Origin of the sequence: Candidatus Amarolinea aalborgensis, assembly GCF_900491745.1 — a bacterium.
Classification (GTDB): Bacteria; Chloroflexota; Anaerolineae; order SSC4; family Amarolineaceae; genus Amarolinea; species Amarolinea aalborgensis.
In genome coordinates this window covers 25,654-42,795 of sequence record NZ_UETR01000004.1, presented here as the reverse complement: position 1 = coordinate 42,795, position 17,142 = coordinate 25,654, and the positions used below count along the sequence as shown (strand labels likewise).

Below are 17,142 nucleotides of genomic sequence, written 5' to 3'. Positions count from 1 at the left end.
CTCTCTGTTTAACTGGCGTGCGACTTCGCCGATAACGGGCGCATAGCCGTCTGCTCGTCGCGCGCCAGACCCAGCAGCCGGCGCGCTCGGTTGGCGTACTTCTGCGGGTCCGTATATTTCTCGACAAACGCACGGTAGGTGCGCCGCGCCTGGTTCTTGAAGGTGCGCTTCTGACTGAAGTCACGCGCCCACTTCAGGAATTCGTAATCCTGGCCCTTGATCTTCGGCTCGGTTGGATTGCGCCGGTAGGAGTCATAGTCGGCCACCAGGCTCAGATCGTGCTCCACGCAGTAATCGTAAAGATCGGTGCCGGGGTGCGGCGTGAAGAACGACGGGCTGAAATAGTCCGGGTCCACCTCGCGAATCATCTTGACGGTATCCATGACCTCTTCCTTGGTTTCGGTCGGGATGCCCATCATGTAATTGGCCCAAATGACCAACCCGTACTCACGGCAGACCTTGGACGCCTCCAGGTTGCGATCCACCGTGGTGCCCTTGCGCAAGAAGTTCAGAATGCGCTGATTGCCGCTTTCGAAGCCGATGAAATAGCCCTTGAGACCAGCATCGCGCATCATCTTGACCATGTCGGGATGGCGCGTGATGATGTCGGCGCGGCTCTGACAGAAGAACGACTGCGTGAAGCCTTCGGCGCGGTACTTTGCGCAGAACTCGGTCACCCACGCGCGGTCTTCGGTCAGACAATCATCATGGAACATGAAGCTCTGGAAATTGTAGGCGTCGCGCAGCTCGCGCAGTTCCTGGATCACATTGTCCACGCTGCGGCGGCGCACACGCTTGCCAAAGATGTAGTCCTCGCCTGGCTTGCAGAAGGAGCAGCGGTAGGCGCAGCCGCGACCGGCGATGATCGTCAGGAAGGGGCCAGGCAGCTCTTTGACAAAAGGCACCTCGGGGCTGTTCAGAGAATAGCCCCATTTGCGCCATTCACCCAGGAACAGGTCGCGATCCGCAAAGGGGATGCGATCCAGGTCGGGGGTTTCGCCGCGCAGCACCTTCTGCTCTGGCCGCGCGCCTTGCTCAATCTGGCGCAGCAGCCGCGGGAAGGTGATTTCGCCTTCGTTGGTGATCAGATAGTCCACGTTGGGGATGCGCAGCGAATCTTCCAACGCCAGCGTGACGTGCGCGCCGCCCAGGATGGTGACGCAGTCCGGGTTGATTTCCTTGATGATGCTCAGACAGCGCTTGACCGGGTTGTAGTCCACCGACATCATCGTGATGCCGACGACGTCCGGGCTGCGCTTCTGGAATTCCTCACGGAAATGATCCCAACTTTGCAGCGCGCGCAGGTCAATCAGATCAATATCGAAACCTTCGGCCCTGGCGCTGGCGCTAATCGAAGACAGGCCGTGCGAGACCCAGCCAGCGTCCATTCCCTGGCTCAAGCAGTTGAAACCGCGACCCGCGATACCGGGATAAATGAGCGTCGTTTTCACAGAAATTCCTCCCTCAAGCTCGCATCTGGGGATGCGCATGCGGAGTTCGCATCGGGGGATGCTCACGCCGCGATCTTAATTCAAATTTGTCGTCTGGTTTTCGGCAAACGTGATGTCGTTCAAAGGAATGAACGCATCAGCGCCATTCGCATGTTCATCGTTCTGCAGCGCGGCCAAACGCTGCGCCTCTCCCTGCTCCACCGGCCGGTTGCCCTGGCTGGTGAAGAGCGTTGGCTTCCACCAGGCCCACTCGCTGCACGAATTGCACGGCACGAGGTCGCTGATTTCGTTCGCGACGTGGCGTCGGCGCAGATCCTGCATCTGCGGGCCGTTCCAGTTCTTCATCACACGTACGCTGCCATCGGGATCAATGACATTGCCCAGGGGAAAGGCGCTGTTGAAGTCACGATCACACATGGCGATGGAACCATCCCAGTAGATGTGGACGTGATACCACAAATTGGGACAGGCATAGCGTTTGACCGTCGCAGCCGCTGCGCCAGGCCGCAGTTCGCTGATCGCTTCAATTTGGTCAGCCCAGGAATCGAAAGGCTTGACGTTGATACGATCTACGCCCGGCAATTTCCAGGATTGCACAAATTCATCAATCTCACCCATCGTTTGCTGCATCTGAATGATCTGCAAGTTGACGTAGGTCTGGTAGTTGCCAGCCTGCTTCAGTTCGATGAAGCGGTGGATGTTGCGATTGGTCTTGGCGTAGTCGGCATTGACGCGAATAGCCTCGTAAGTCTCCGGCCGCATGCCGTCCAGGCACAGATAGATGGCATCCAGGCCGGCGTCCAGCAGCTTCTGGGCCTTCTTCTCATCCAGCAGCGTCGCGTTGGTGCTCATCTCGCTGCGCAGGCCGTGACTGCGACAGTAGGCCACCATGTCGTAGATGCGCTTGTGCATCAGCGGCTCGCCCCAGATATGCAGGGTGGTCGCTTTCACGTGCGGCGCCATTTCGTCCACGATCTGCTTGAACACATCGAACTCCATGAAGCCCTTGGGCCGCGTCACCTCTTTGCGTCCGGTGGGGCACATGACGCACGACAGGTTGCACATGTTCGTGGATTCGATGTACATGCGGTCGGGATGCGGCACGAGCCGCGTTTGACCGGTGGTGTACGAAAGCCACTTGACCGGCGCCAAGGCCTGCTGGCTGTAGTAGCGAAAGCGGTTGCGCGCTTTTTCTTGAAACGAACGATTGGCCGCGGCCGAAGTAAAACTTACGCCCATGAGTTGGCTCCTGCGCGCTCACGCACCTGGCGGAAGCTGCCAAGCATGCCCGCGCCAACCAGCGCGTTGCCCAACTGGCGCAGCGGCTTGATGCGGGAAACTTCCCACAGCGCAGGGCCAAGCGTTTTGCCAAACGATCTTTCATACATGCGGCGGCGCTTGCTTTCATCGAACCGGCGCCGCGCTTCGATCGCAAGTCCGCTCAGGCGCTCGTCAGGCACATCGCTCACGTTCATGAAAGGCGCAATTTCGGCCGTGTACGAATTGTAGTAATAGGTCTTGGTAAAGTCGGCGTTGTACTGCGTCTCTGGATTGCGACGCACCAGCTCGTCCCATAGGCGCGTGCCGGGGAACGGCGTGGCAATAGAGAACATGGCCTCGGTCAGCGGCAGGCTGGAAGCAAACTCGATGGTCTCTTCCATCGAATCCTCGTTGTCGCCTGGCAGCCCCAGGATGAAGTAACCCTTGCTGTCAATCCCCGATTCGGCCGTCCATTCGATGGAGCGGCGCACCTGTTCCAGGCTGATGTGCTTAGCCGTGGCCTTGAGCACATCGGTGTTGCCTGACTCGATGCCATAGTGAATCTGGCGACAGCCAGCCGCGTACATCTTCTTGAGCAGCTCGGGGTTGACGCGATCAACCCGCGCCAGGCAGCGCCAGCGGATATCCATCTTCTGTTCGATGAAATAGTCCATGATCTTTTCCAGGCGGCGCAGGTCAATCGTAAACAGGTCATCAATGAAGTAGAAATTGCGCACCTGGTACTGCTGTTGCACCTGGCGCAATTCCTCCACGATGCTTTCTGGCGAGCGTTGGCGGTAGGTGCGGCCGACGACGCCCTTGAAACAGAAGGAGCAGTTGTAGGGGCAGCCGCGGCTGGAAAGCACCGTGACCATCTTCTCGCCATTGGGCGCGTAGAGCGGGTATTTGTCCAACTCGAATAGATGGCGGGCGGGAAACGGCATGGCGTCCAGGTCTTCGATCAGCTTGCGCTGTGGGTTTTCCACCACCCGGCCGTCATCTTTCCACCACAGGCCAAAGATGCGTTCATAGCGGGTGTCCCCAGTCTCAATCGCTTGCAGCAGATCGAGCCAGACTTCCTCTCCTTCGCCGTAGATCAGGTAATCAATATCAGGGTTCTCGATGGTCAACTGCGGCAGAGAAGTTGCATGCGGCCCGCCAATGATGGTCGGCACGCCCAGCGTATCTTTGACAATCTCAACCAGCTGCTCGATGTGGTGGTAGGAGGTTGTCATCGAAGTGAACGCAACTACGTCGGGCTTGTCATCAATGATTTTTTGCGCGTCCTCGGCCAGGGTTGTGTGTGGACGTAGGCCGAAATCGTGAATCGCTACCTCGTGCCCGGCGCGTTCGGCCACCGCAGCCAGGTAGCCCAAGCCCAGCGAGGGATAGCTGTTCACCATCTCGTTCCATTTCGGTCCAACCAGGGAAATTTTCATTGCATCCTCCTCTGTCATCTGTCAGTTCGGGTTAGATAGCCCCATGTTCAGCATCGCACGCCATGATGAAGTACGCATGAACAAAGGTTGCGATCCACTTGACAGTTTGTTCATCAAGAAGCAGATTCCGTGGCTCACCCAAGCAAGCGGAGAACATACTGCTTCTTTCTTCCACAATCTACACCAAGCCCTCGGCTTCAATCTGGCGGCGCAGCTCGGTCTTCTCCTTGCGTGGGAAGATCGTGCGCCAGGCCACACGGAAGGTGCGGCGGTAGTTGAGCCAGAAGTCCTTGCGGGTCATGGTGCCCAGGATGCGATGCGGGCGCAGGTAGAACTGGCGATAGGCCTTCTTCCACATCTCAGTCATCAACTCGGCCGACAAGTCTCCCAATTCGTAACGAGCCTTGCCATCGAAAAAGACGTAGTCTTCCCAGTCTTTGACCAACATGCGGCCCTGGCGCTTGACAATCTCATAGACCTTGGTGCCAGGATAAGGCGTCATCATACTGAAATTCGCAATCAAGGGGTCCAGTTCACAGGCAAAGTCAATCGTGCGCTGCATAGTGGCGCGCGAGTCGCCAGGCAGGCCAATAATAAAGAACCCAATCGTCTCCAGGCCGGCCGCCTTGGCATTCTTGAAGGCCTGACGGATAGTTTCATGGTCAACCCGCTTATCAATCGAGGCCATGATCTCTTCGTCGCCTGTTTCCACGCCAAAGGCCGTGCGCTTGAGGCCGGCTTGCTTGAGCTTCTTCATCAACTCCAGGCTCGCCAGGTTGGCGCGGATGCCGTTGACAAAAATCCACGGCACATGGTTGAGTTGGTTGGCAATCACCATGTCTGCCAGCTTGTTGAGGCGATCCACCCGGATATTGGCGCTGTCGTCCAGCACGCCGATTTCCAGCGCATCCAAATCACGCACCAGGTGGCGCCACTCTTCGAGCACATTCTCCGGCGAGCGCGCGCGCCATTTGATCGGCATGATGGACTGCGAGCAGAAGGTGCAGCGGTAGGGGCAGCCGCGGCTGGTCATGATGGAGAAGGACTGCGCGCCGCTGATATGATCGGTGGCCGGCTGCAGGTTGGTATACTTGTGCATCTTGAAGAGATGGTAGGCTGGCCAGGGCAAGCTGTCCAGGTCAGGCATGGCCGGGCGGTCAGGGTTGCGGTGAAGCTGGCGGTCGCTCGTCTTGAAGCTGATGCCGAGCACATCGCTCCACAGATTCTTCTCTGGGTCGAAAATGTCGTGCGTCTGGTAAGTGGGCTGATCTCTCAAGTAGCTTTCCAGGCGTTCGCTGATGACCGTCCAACTGGCCTCGCCTTCGCCGCGCACCACGATGTCCACGTCTGGCTGCTGACACGACTCAAAGTCAAGGTTTTCGGCCGCGACGCTGACATGCGGGCCGCCCAAGACGATCGGCACATCGTGCACCTTCTTGATCTTGGCGGCTGTGCGCCACGCCTGCTTGACCTGCGGCGTGTTGGCGGTGATGCCGACGAGGTGCGGGCGAAACTCCTGAATGAAGTCCTCCAGGGGTTGTTCTTCGACATCAGCATCAAAAACACGCACCTCATCACCGCGGCGCTCGGAAACAGCGGCCAGGTAGGCCAGGCCCAGGTGCGCGGTGGTGCGTGTGTCAATAGGCAAACGAAATCTGGGGTTGATTAGGGCTACTTTCATCCAAAGTCCTCCCATGCTTAGTTGACCAGGGGATTCTCAGCATAACACCGGTCAGCTCGTCGGTCAGCGACTTTGCTCACAACGGGACACCATCACAGACCAGGTTTTTCCTGTCATGCGAGCCGGTATTTGCCGATAGGCGGTCTCAGCACATCACACCATGTGCCTGCCGCCCTCAGGCGGACGGGACGCGATTATAGTCGCGCCCCTGTAAACTGTCAATTTTTATCATGCTTATCTACAAAATTAAGAGATCAATAACGCGGTACGCCCGGGTCAATTCGCAGCGACCACTCATCAATCCCGCCGGTCAGGTTGAATGCGTTCTTGAAGCCGAGCTGGCGCAGCCAGGCCGTCACCTGGGCGCTGCGCACGCCGTGATGGCACTGCACGATGATCCGGCTGTCCGGCGTCAGGTCGGCGGGCAGCGCGGCGGTCAGTTCGCGGGCCAGGCGCGACAGGGGTAACAGGCGCGCCCCTTCGATACGCGCGAATTTCCACTCATGCTCCTCGCGCACATCCAGCAGCACGTGCGGCGTTCCCTCTTCGCGCACACGCTTGAGCTCTTCAACACTAATTTGTGGTAGTTCAACTTGATCTGTCATACTATCCCTTCACCACGGCCACGGGCGCCAGCCGCGCGACCTTGCGTGCGATGCCGGCGTTGTGCACGACGTCAACGACGTGATCCACATCCTTGTACGCACTGGGCGCTTCTTCGGCCAGGCCGGCCAGGCTGCCGGCGCGCACCTCGATGCCCTGCGCCTGCAAATGGCTGCGCAGCTCGCCGCCTTGCACCAGGCGCTTGGCCGCGGAGCGGCTCATGACGCGGCCGGCGCCGTGGCAGCTGGAGCCAAAGGTCTGCGCCATGCTCCCCGCCGTGCCAACCAGGACAAACGAGGCGGTGCCCATGCTGCCCGGCACCAACACCGGCTGCCCAATGTCGTAGTATGGCCGCGGCAGTACATCGGCGCCAGGGCCAAAGGCACGCGTGGCGCCCTTGCGGTGCACGCAGACCTTCAACCGCTGCCCGCCGACGTCGTGCATTTCGATCTTAGCCATGTTGTGGGTGATGTCGTAGACCTGGAATAGATCGAAGTTCTTCATCTTGCCCGCGAGTACCGTGCGAAAGGCTTGGCGCACTTGATGCGCCAGCAGTTGGCGGTTGGCAAAGGCAAAATTGGCTGCGCAGGCCATGGCCGCGTAGTAGGCCTGCCCTTCCGGCGACTGCAGCGGCGCGCAGACCAACTGGCGATCCGGCAGTTGGATGCCGTACTTGTGAATGACCTTCTGGAACATGTCCACATAATCGGTGCAGACCTGGTGGCCAAAGCCGCGGCTGCCGCAATGAATCATAACGACGATCTGGCCGGGGAACAGGCCCATGGCTTGGGCAGCCTCGGCGTCGAAGATCTCTGCCACCTCATCCACCTCGGCGAAGTGATTGCCCGAACCCAACGTGCCGAGTTGACTCTTGCCGCGCTCTTTGGCGCGGCTGCTGCACTGCGCCGGATCCGCGCCGGCCATCATGCCCGCTCCTCCGTATGCTCCAGATCGTCTGCGCGCGCAAAGCCCTTTTTCAGCGCCCACTGGCTGCCTTGGGCCAGCACCTCGTCCAACTCTTTGACCGACAGGCTGACGAAGCCCTTTTCACCCGCGCCGCTGGGAACCTGCTTGTACAGCTCCGTCGCCAGCGCGGAGAGATGCGGCTGCACCGTTTGCCGATCCAAATGGGACGCCAGCAGACGCACGCCGCAGTTGGACACCACAAAGCCATTCGCGACGAAATTGTGGTCTTCGTGCGCAACGGTAAAATCATACACATCGCCGCTGAAATCAGGGCGCGGCTCGATACGGACAACCTCGTCCCAGACCATGCCGGATTGGCCCAGACCAGCCGTGGCCTGATGGGCAAATGACGCAAAGGGCATGAACGCCAGCCCGATGCGCGGGTCGGTCTCACGTTCTTCCCAGAGGGAGCGCTCAATAAAGCGTTCGTTCGCGTGCGCTCCCACCAACGCAGCCTTGATCGCGGAGGCGCTCTCGCCGGCAGCCTGCATCGCCACGGCGGCCCGCGCGGTCGCTGCGCGTGCAGCCAGCACGGCCTGTTTGCGCCGCAAATAGATCACCGCCACACTGGCCAGGGAGCGCTTGTGGCGATGACATTCGAAGCCCACCTGGCTCCAAAAACGGATCAGGTTCGCAGGCATCGCCACGACGGGCAGGCGCAGGCGGATAGAAACCTCGCCCTGGGCGTTGGTGTATTCAACGCGTCGGCCGATGGGAAGCGTTTCGACGCCAAATTCGGTCAGGAGATCGGCTATGTCCTGTAACCAGGCCGCGCCGCTCTCCACATAGGCTGTGCGTTTGTTGAGTGAGAGAATCGGTGTTTCAAAATTGTAGTCGTGCTGCGACACCGTACCCGGCGCGTTCATCTCAGCGCCAAAATGAGCAGCCAGGAAAAGCCGCTTCTGCCAACGAGGCGCCGCCTTGATCCACGCCGGCAGCCGCCAGTCCGACTGCACCTTGCGGCCTAATGGCACACCAAGAGCCACCAGCAGAGCCACCAGCGCCGTCGAGCTGACCTTGATCCAGGTTTCGACAAAGTCGAACTCGCTGATGCCGTAGGTGGTCTGGAAGCGATGATGGCGACTGCGAGCATACACGCGCGAGGGCGTAAAACCGATGGCCTGAATGTCCTGGCGCAGGTCTTCCAGGTCCTCGACGCGACCGTAACAGGCCGTAACGCCTTTGCCGCTGCTGGAAATGTGCATCGTGCCGTCGCCCCAGACGATGCCCATCACGCGCAAGAGAGGGGGCAAGGCCGGCGAAGAATAGCGCAGAGGCAGCAAGCCCAGGCTGTCCAGGTGGCGCATGATCTGACCCACGGCGTTGCCCTCCGCACCCTTTCCGAGGCGCGCCAGGGTGTTCTCCAGGTCTGCCTGCGTCAAAATGACATCGTCTGACGGCTCTTCATAAGGCACCCCATCGAAGCCCACGACCGCAACACGGTCGCCCTCTGCAAGGGCGCCCAGTTCAACCATGCCTTCCGGTGTCCAGACAGGATGATCCGCCGTGGCAACCAGCGTGCGACCCGACGCGGTCGTAGCGCGCAGCACTAGTGCGCGCGGCGTCTGGCGCAGAAAATGGGCAACAGGCGTCTGCGCCTCACGATTGGCCTGCAAAGCGTGGCAGCGCAGAGTCTGTGTCGGCCAATCCGTTTCGTACTCTGCGATCGGGCGCGTGTATCCCCAGGCGTCAAGCACCAGGCTGTCCCCTGCAAGGCAATTTATGTCAAATCCAACTCCGCCAGGCGAGATGACGCCATCCGCGCCGGTGGTCGCGACCACGCCGCCGATGGGAAAACCGTAGCCCTGATGGATGTCTGGCATGGCCAGGGCATGGCCTACGATGCCGGGCAACGTGGCTGTGTTGATCAGTTGATCCAGGCAGTCATCGCCCAGCGCCTGCTGCAAAATCGTTTCATCGGCATAGAAGCGAGCCGGCACACGCATGTCGTGACGGAAGTTGCGGGCGATTTCGTATACGTAAGGCCGAATTTGACGGACGTCTTTTCGCATCACCATGAGTTCACCTCCAGCCAGGCAACAAAAAACCCTGCGCACGATTGACTGGCGCGCTGGCCGGGGTGCGCGCCAACGAGCCGTCAGCGGTATGATACCGCATCTACGCAGGGTTCGACTAATCTCAGTTGATGAAAGTCGCCTTGACGTCGCTGATCTCCGGGACATCCTGGCGCATGATGCGGCGAATCCCAATTTTCATGGTGAGTTGGGAGAGCTGACAATCCACGCACGCGCCGCGCATCTCCACATAGGCGACGCTGTCCTGGATATCCAACAGGACAACATCGCCGCCATCCATGTTCAACGTGGGGCGGAATTTGTCCAGGACGGCCTCGGCGCGCTGCCAGACGGAGGGCGACGTCGCAGCGTCGTTGGCAGCGTCTATGTTGACTTTTCCATTCGTCATTGGGCGAATACGTTCCTCTCTGGCCGCAGGGCGCAGGTGGGTGGGCTGAGAAGCAGAAATCTCTAGACCAGTCGGCGGCGGCCAGCAAAACCGGCCTGCACCTCGTGCCAGAACTCAATCCGTTCCTCGCCCTGGCGCCAGCAGAGATAGACCTCACGGCCGTCGGGGAAACGATGCAAGAAGTCAATCAGGCCGGGGTCTACATCTTTGACCACACAGCCGATGGCGCGCAGTCCGGCCAGGGCCAGCTCAACCCGCGTAAACTCGGCGAGCATCTCCCCGGCGCGACGGCTGCCGCCGTTGGTCCCGGCTTTGCGCAGCACAGGCTCCAGGTCGGGGCGCGCGGTCAAGATGATCCGCCGCGCCTCCTGCAGCTCGGTCAACAAGGCCTGCACACGCGGTAGTTGCGCGTTCGCCTCATCAAGCGTAAACAATCGAGTCATCAGTGTGATCCACGACAGAAAGAGAGGGCCGGCGCACAAAAACGAAGGACGCAAGCTGAATGTCGAGCGGCCATGACGAGCCGACCGGAATTCATCTTCCGTCCTTCGCTAAGCGGCCTACGCCTGTAATTAGTTATGGCTGCAAGAGGCCGGCTCTTCGCCGCTGTGCGTCTGCGCCGTGCGGAATGAGCTTCCGCAGCCGCAGCTTGACACCGCGTTCGGGTTTTCAATATGAAAACCGCCGCCCATCAGGTTTTCAACAAAGTCAATTTGCGCGCCGTTGATGTAGAAGAGGCTGGTCGGATCAACAAAAACCTTGATACCGTAGTTCTCGTACACTTCATCTACCTCACGCGGATTGCCTTCGAAGGTCATGCCGTACTGCATGCCGCCGCAACCGCCGCCCTGCACGAAGACGCGCAAACCGTGCGTGGCCTCACTGTAGCCTTTGCTGTGCAGCACATCTTGCAGCTTGCTCGCAGCCGTTTGTGTCAACGTAATCATGAACATCCTCCCTTAAGAAATGATAGACAACAACTCTCTATGTAAATTTGCACTTGCACGTATCGTTTGTTCAGCCGCCGATTTGCGACATGACGCGAATCTCAGGCACCACATCATTGGCGAGGCCATGCCCCCAGGGCTTACCCCAGACAGCCGCGCGCAACAGCGCCTTGAGTTGATCCAATGAGCAGCCCCGACGCAGCGGCGTGAGCAAGTCTACTTCATTGTCTCGCAGAAGACAGAGACGCAGCTTACCATCTGCCGTCACCCGCACACGGCCGCAGCCGGCGCAAAACGGCTGCGTCACCGAGCTAATGAAACCCAGCGTACCTTGAGCGCCCGCCAGGCGATACGGTCGCGACGGGTCATGCCCATCGTAGCCAGGCACGACGCTCAGCGGCCCCAGCGCTTCCTCCACCCGCGCCATGGTTTCCTGATACGGCACCACGGCATTGTGTGCAAAGTTCGCCACTTCGCCAAACGGCATCAGTTCAATGAAGCGGACTTCCCACGGGTGATCGAAGGTCAGGCGAGCCAAGTCGGCCACTTGCTGATCGTTGTAGCCGCGCGTCACCACGCAGTTGAGCTTGATCGGCTTCAGGCCCGCGGCCTCGGCCGCTTCGACGCCTGACCAGACGTCACGCAACGAACCCCAACGTGTAATGCGCTTGAAACTGGCCGCGTCGAGCGTGTCTACGCTGACGTTGACCCGATCTAGACCCGCAGCCGCCAAGGGCTGAGCCAGGTCCGCCAACAGCACGCCGTTGGTGGTCATCGCCAGTTCCTCAATGCCCGGCACCTGTTTGATGCGCCGCACCAGCTCAACGATGTTCTTGCGCACCGTTGGCTCGCCGCCCGTCAAGCGAATCTTGCGGACGCCCAGCTGCGCCGCAGCCTGCACAATGAAGAGCACTTCATCGTCCTGCAAGAGTTCGGCGCGCGGCAGGAACTGCATCTCTTCCGGCATGCAGTAGACGCAGCGCAGGTTGCAGGCATCGGTCAAGGAGATGCGCAAATAATCAATACGTCTGCCAAAGGCATCGTGCATGCCGCCATCTGTCGGCGCAGGCGTCACCATCTGTAGTGTGATGCGTGCGGCGCTCATCCTTGATCCCCCGCTGGCTCTCCATCATGCAGCTCGGCGTGATTCAATTCAAACACGTACGAACAGCGGCTGTTGCCCGTCGCCAGGCGTCCCAGGCAGCGGGGCGGGGTTGGTCCCAGACCAGCCATCAACTCAGAAACCAGGACCATGTCCATCTGGCACAATTCAGGATGTTCGGCCGCCAGCCCCGCGTAAGGGCAATTGCACGTGTGCAGCAGCAGTTGATGACCGTTGTGGCGTTCCCACTGCGCCAGGTACCCTTTCTCGCTGAGGAACGTGGTCACCTCCGCCAGGCGTTCATCCACGGACTGGCCGCGCCGCGGAACTGGCGCTTCTGCCAACGTGCGATCGGCCAGGCGTTGAACGATGCCTGTTACTTCCGCGGCTGGCAGCAAACGCTTGACTTCGTTCAGCACGTCGCCTGCCAAGACGCGGAAGTTCTGCGGGAAAAAATCGTTCGCCGTCTCGGTCAGCAGATAAACCTGCTCTGGTCGGCCAACCGTGCGCTTGTGCTGCACTTGAGACGTAACCAGATCCTGTCCCTGCAAAATGTCCAGGTGATGGCGCACCGAAACCGGCGCCATGTCAAGAGCCTCCGCCAGGTCCATGACCGTCGCTTTATTGTCAATTTTTAGAATTTCGAGGATACGGCGACGGGTGGCTTGCACGTCTTGACCCCTTTGCTCACAACCGCGCTTGCAGCACAACTCAAGCGTAATGATTGTAGCACAAGGGATAGGCGCTTGTCAATTCTTATGAAAATCATTAGAATAATTCTAGCGCAGCAGCTGCTCCACCCGACTGCCGCCGATGGCATAGTATTTCGCGGCCGGATGATGCACGATGATCGCGGCCGTGCTCTGCTCTGGCACCAGTTGAAACGCGGGGGTCAGGCTCATGCCCAGTTCTTGCGCAGCTGGCAGCAGGTCAAAAACCGTGGCATGATCGTTCAGCTCAGGGCAAGCGCCGTAGCCCCAAGAGTAGCGCTTACCGCGCGGGCCGCGGCCAAGTTCCTTGTGCACGCGGTTGTGCAGCCAGGACGCGGTGGCTTCAGCCGTCTGCACGGCCAGACCATGCATGAAGTAGGCTTCGCTGTAGTCGCCGGCGGCCTGCAGTTCCTCGAAGCGCTGCGTAGCGCCTGCGCCCACCGTCACGACCTGCAGCGCCACCACGTCGAGCACGCTGGCTTCGCGCGGGGCGAAGTAGTCGGCGATGCACAGGTGATCCTCGCCATCCTGGCGCGGAAAACTAAAGCGTCCGACAACGGGCAGGTCAGCAGGCATAACCCCGTCTCTCATGCCAGCCGGGTCATAGATCAGCAGATCGTTGCCATCGCCCTGGCAAGGGAAGTAACCGTAAACCGCCTGCGGCTGCAGCCAGCCGCTCTTTTGGGCTTCTGCGGTCATGCTGGCCAGGCGGGCATCGAACTGGGCGCGCAGCGTTTCCCAGGCCGCGCCGTGCGCATTTTTGGCGCCCCAGGATAGACGATACAGCTCGTCCTTGTCCAGGAAGGGAAAAACCTGGATCGGTGGAATGGAGCGAATGACGCTGACGCCCCAGAAAGGCGGCGTCGGGATGTCACCCTGGGCCAGAAGCGGCGTATTGGAACGAGTACGGCTACTGGGCGCGGCTGTTTCCACGGGGCGCTGCAGCTCGGCCAGTCCTTCCTCTCGATTGCGCTGCACCAGATCGGCGCGCTGCGCGGAAAGCAGAGCTTCCACGGTGTCCAGCCCCTCGAACGCGTCCTTGCAGTAGAAAACACCGGGCGCATAGGGCGCCTGCGCGCCCTCGCCATCTTTGACAAACAGAATGCGCCGGCCAAAGCGGCGGTTGATGGCCGCGCCGCCCACCAGCACCGGGAAGTCCAGTCCGCGCGTGTGCAGCTCTTGCACGATCAGCGGCATCTGCTTGGAGGTGCTGACCAGCAGGGCGCTGAGGCCAATGGCGTCCGCGTGGACCTCCACGGCCTTGTCAATGATGACATTGGCTGGCACCTGCTTGCCCAGGTCGAACACGGTGAAGCCGTTGTTGGTCAGAATGGTATTGACCAGGTTCTTGCCGATGTCATGCACATCGCCATAGACCGTTGCCAGCACCACCTTGCCCTTGGTCACGCCTTCGGCGCGTTCCAGGTAGGTCTCCAGGCGCGCCACGGCTTTCTTCATCACCTCGGCTGACTGCAGTACGTAGGGCAGGATCAACTCACCAGCGCCGAACTTATCGCCGACCTCTTTCATGGCGGGCAGCAAGACATGGTTCAGCACCCATACCGGATCGTGCGCGGCGATCGCGGCGCTGACCAGGTCCTCCACGCCTTCCTTCTGGCGATGGACGATCTGCCAATGCAGCTTCTCCTCCACACTCATGCCCTCGGTCGGGTCTACTTCGGCCTTGCGCTCGCCCACGGCTCCGCCATGCTCTTCGAAATACTGAATGTAGCGCGCCAGGGCATCGGGCCGGCGGTTGAAGATCAAGTCCTCGCACAGCTCACGCATCGCGGCCGGAATTTCGGCGTAGGGCAGCGTATGCTTGGGGTTGATGATCGCCATATCGAGTCCGGCCTGCACGGCATGCCAGAGGAAGACGCTGTTGAGCGGCCCGCGCGTGGGCAAGGCCAGGCCAAAGGAGAGGTTGCTGACGCCCAATGAGCAGAGCACGCCCGGCAGATGGCGCTTGATGAGGCGAATTCCTTCCAGCGTCTCCACGGCGCTGTTGGCAAATTCGGGATCGCCCGTGGCCAGCGTGAAGGTCAGCGCATCGTAGATCAACGCGTCCGGCGGCAGGCCATACTCGTTGACGGCAATCTCGTAGATAGCTTGGGCCACTTCGAGCTTGCGCGCCGCCGTCTTCGCCATGCCGATCGGGTCAATGGTCAGCGCGACAACGGCTGCGCCATGTTCCGCCGCCAGCGGCAGGACTGCGTCGCAGCGTTTGCGCCCATTTTCCAGGTTGATCGAGTTGATGATTGGCCGGCCAGGGATGTTTTCCAACGCCACTCTGAGCACGTCCGCTTCGGTCGAGTCAATCACCAGGGGCGCATCCACCGACTGCGACAGCAGGCGCACGGTGCGGCGCATCATTTCCGGCTCGTCGGCGCGCTCGGTCAGCGCCACGCACACATCCAGGGTGTGCGCGCCGCCCTCGATCTGGTCGCGCGCAATCTGCAGCAGGCCGTCATAGTCATCGGCCAGCAGCAGCTTCTTGACAATCTTGCTGCCCTGTGTGTTGATGCGCTCGCCGATCAGGTGGGGCGCGGGTTCCTGCACCAAACCGGTGGCGCGCATGGCCGAGGCCACCAGGGCCGGAAAGGCTGTCGTCGCCGCGATGCGCGCCAGGCCAGGGCCGCGCTGCCGAAACGGCCGCACCTGCTCGACGATCTGGCGGATATGTTCGGGCGTGGTGCCGCAGCAGCCGCCGACGACGTTGACGCCCAGGTCACGCACAAACTCAAGCAGCGTGCTGGCCAGCGGCCGCGGGTCCATGGGGTAAACCGCCTTGCCATCCACGTTGAGCGGCAGCCCGGCGTTAGGGATGACCGAAATCGGCAGGTTGCAATTGGCAGTCAGGTAGCGCACCGGCTCGCGCATGTAGTCGGGGCCAGTCGAGCAGTTGAGGCCGATGACATCAATCGGCAGATAGCGCAGAATCGTCAGCACCGCAGCAATGTCGGTGCCCAGCAGCATGCGCCCGGTCACATCCAGCGTCACCTGCACCTGCAGCGGCACGCGCACGCCCGCCTGGCGGAAATAGCGATAGATGCCGGCCACGGCCGCCTTGACCTCCAGGATGTCCTGCTGCGTTTCCAGCAGCAGCACATCCACGCCGCCCTCCACCAGGCCCCGCGCCTGCTCGCCAAAGACCGCCGCCAGTTCCTCGAAGGTGATGTTGCTCAGGGTGGGATCGGACGCGCTGGGCAGGTAGCCGGTCGGCCCCATGGAGCCGGCGACGAAGCGCGGCATGCCGGTGGCGTCCGCGAAACGATCAGCCGTGCGCCGGGCCAGGCTGGCGGCGGCGCGATTGATCTCCAGGATGCGATCTTGCAGCCCGTACTCGCGCATCGTCAGGCGGTTGCTGCGGAAGGTGCAGGTTTCGATCACCTCCGCGCCGGCTTCCAGGAAGTCGGCGTGAATGGTTTCGATCATCGAGGGTTGGCTGATGACCAGGTAATCGTTGTTGCCCCACAGCTTCTCGCCGCCGTAGTCCGCGGCCGTCGGCTCGAGCTTCTGGATATTGGTGCCCATAGCGCCATCGAAAACCACGATGTGGTCGCGCACGGCTTGCAGGTAACGGTTATTGGTAAATGGGTTCGGTTTCAAGAAATGGATCCTCCTTCGGTCAGCGCAATCAGCCGGGCTTCGCGTAAAGCGCGCGCCTCAACCTGCTGAATGATGCGCGCCTGTTCGGCGGCGTCGCCCGCCTCCAACATGCATACAGCTTCACGCCAGACCTGGTCGCGCCACCCGGTGAGAACTCGGGAGACGAGCTTCTCGTCCATGCGTCCGAGCAAGACGTCCAGTAAGGCGAGCACGGGCATGGCCGGCTCCAGGATCTGATCCTGCACTGCGTCAATGGTGCGCGCAATGATCGCGTTGACGTAGCCGTAGTCGGCGTAGCGCTGGCTGCGTTGCGCGTCCGTCAAGCTCTGCCACTCCGGTCGCAGCACTTCAACCAGCGTCAACACCAGGTCGTAATTGATATGTGCATTGACGCCGAGCAGCAGCTTTTGCAGCGCCCACACACCAGGCTGATGCGCCGCATCGTGCGCTACCTGCCAGACGCGAGGCGCAGCCGTGTGATCGCAACCATAGGCGTCCAGGGCCGCAAAGTAGTAATCGGCGAAGCGCGCCAGCAGAAAGTCCACCCAGGTTGGGTCCTTGAATTCAAGGTTCGCGATGGCTGTCTGCATGTTCTGCGTCATCATCAAATAGCAGCGTAGGAAAATGGCCCTTTGATCGGCGTCTGCTTCCCACTGGCTGACCAGCGCGGCCATGCGGGTCGCAACGGGAGATTCAACGGTCACAGCCGCAGCTCCGGCAAATCAACACGCAAATTGACTGAGCTAAGGTTTCTTTCATATGTTGGCACTGTGCTCCGTGCGCCAGCAATATCGTCAGCCTGGGGGCCAGACTCCTGATGTGCAGAGTACCACCCGACGCAAAGTCTGTCAAACGCCCGCGGTTGGGCTGCTGAGCTTGATATTTTCTTGACAGCCCGGCCCAGATTCTTAGCGTGGCCTTGACCTCTTTCTCGCTATACTTGACTCCTG

General features: G+C 60.6%; 12 protein-coding genes and 1 pseudogene. All 13 read right to left on the bottom strand.

What is annotated here, in order from left to right; all coding sequences use genetic code 11:
* Positions 1–8: 8 nt before the first annotated feature.
* The 13 genes and pseudogenes from ACPQ6D_RS06720 to ACPQ6D_RS06660 all read right to left on the bottom strand — a co-directional run bounded on the left by ACPQ6D_RS06720 (position 9) and on the right by ACPQ6D_RS06660 (position 16,896).
* Positions 9–1,451: a B12-binding domain-containing radical SAM protein gene (locus ACPQ6D_RS06720; RefSeq protein WP_423223538.1), complete on the bottom strand. Its 1,443-nt coding sequence runs from the start codon at positions 1,449–1,451 to the stop codon at positions 9–11.
* A 75-nt stretch (positions 1,452–1,526) separates the two neighbouring features.
* A complete protein-coding gene (locus ACPQ6D_RS06715; RefSeq protein WP_423223537.1) occupies positions 1,527–2,690 on the bottom strand; it encodes a radical SAM protein in 1,164 nt (387 codons plus the stop codon).
* The gene (locus ACPQ6D_RS06710; protein ID WP_423223536.1) at positions 2,681–4,150 is read right to left on the bottom strand and encodes a B12-binding domain-containing radical SAM protein; all 1,470 of its coding nucleotides are present in this window, start codon (positions 4,148–4,150) and stop codon (positions 2,681–2,683) included. Before ACPQ6D_RS06710 ends, ACPQ6D_RS06715 begins: the two co-directional genes overlap by 10 nt.
* A gap of 178 nt (positions 4,151–4,328) precedes the next feature.
* A complete protein-coding gene (locus ACPQ6D_RS06705; RefSeq protein WP_423223535.1) occupies positions 4,329–5,831 on the bottom strand; it encodes a B12-binding domain-containing radical SAM protein in 1,503 nt (500 codons plus the stop codon).
* A gap of 254 nt (positions 5,832–6,085) precedes the next feature.
* A complete protein-coding gene (locus ACPQ6D_RS06700) occupies positions 6,086–6,436 on the bottom strand; it encodes a rhodanese-like domain-containing protein (RefSeq protein WP_423223534.1) in 351 nt (116 codons plus the stop codon).
* A gap of 1 nt (position 6,437) precedes the next feature.
* Positions 6,438–9,346, bottom strand: a pseudogene (locus tag ACPQ6D_RS06695) (RtcB family protein).
* Positions 9,347–9,539: 193 nt separating this feature from the next.
* Entirely contained in the window at positions 9,540–9,824 is a 285-nt protein-coding gene (locus ACPQ6D_RS06690) for a NifU family protein (RefSeq protein WP_423223533.1), read from the bottom strand.
* Positions 9,825–9,886: 62 nt separating this feature from the next.
* The gene (locus tag ACPQ6D_RS06685; protein WP_423223532.1) at positions 9,887–10,267 is read right to left on the bottom strand and encodes a DUF2203 domain-containing protein; all 381 of its coding nucleotides are present in this window, start codon (positions 10,265–10,267) and stop codon (positions 9,887–9,889) included.
* Positions 10,268–10,396: 129 nt separating this feature from the next.
* Positions 10,397–10,771: a HesB/IscA family protein gene (locus ACPQ6D_RS06680; RefSeq protein WP_423223531.1), complete on the bottom strand. Its 375-nt coding sequence runs from the start codon at positions 10,769–10,771 to the stop codon at positions 10,397–10,399.
* Between the two features lie 70 nt (positions 10,772–10,841).
* Entirely contained in the window at positions 10,842–11,876 is a 1,035-nt protein-coding gene (moaA, locus tag ACPQ6D_RS06675; RefSeq protein ID WP_423223530.1) for a GTP 3',8-cyclase MoaA, read from the bottom strand.
* Entirely contained in the window at positions 11,873–12,544 is a 672-nt protein-coding gene (locus tag ACPQ6D_RS06670) for a helix-turn-helix transcriptional regulator (protein WP_423223529.1), read from the bottom strand. The genes moaA and ACPQ6D_RS06670 overlap by 4 nt, the downstream gene beginning before the upstream one ends.
* Before the next feature lie 108 nt (positions 12,545–12,652).
* On the bottom strand, positions 12,653–16,192 hold the full coding sequence (gene metH / locus ACPQ6D_RS06665; protein ID WP_423223528.1) for a methionine synthase: 3,540 nt from the start codon (positions 16,190–16,192) through the stop codon (positions 12,653–12,655).
* On the bottom strand, positions 16,189–16,896 hold the full coding sequence (locus ACPQ6D_RS06660) for a DUF5995 family protein (protein ID WP_423223527.1): 708 nt from the start codon (positions 16,894–16,896) through the stop codon (positions 16,189–16,191). Before ACPQ6D_RS06660 ends, metH begins: the two co-directional genes overlap by 4 nt.
* Positions 16,897–17,142 lie beyond the last annotated feature (246 nt).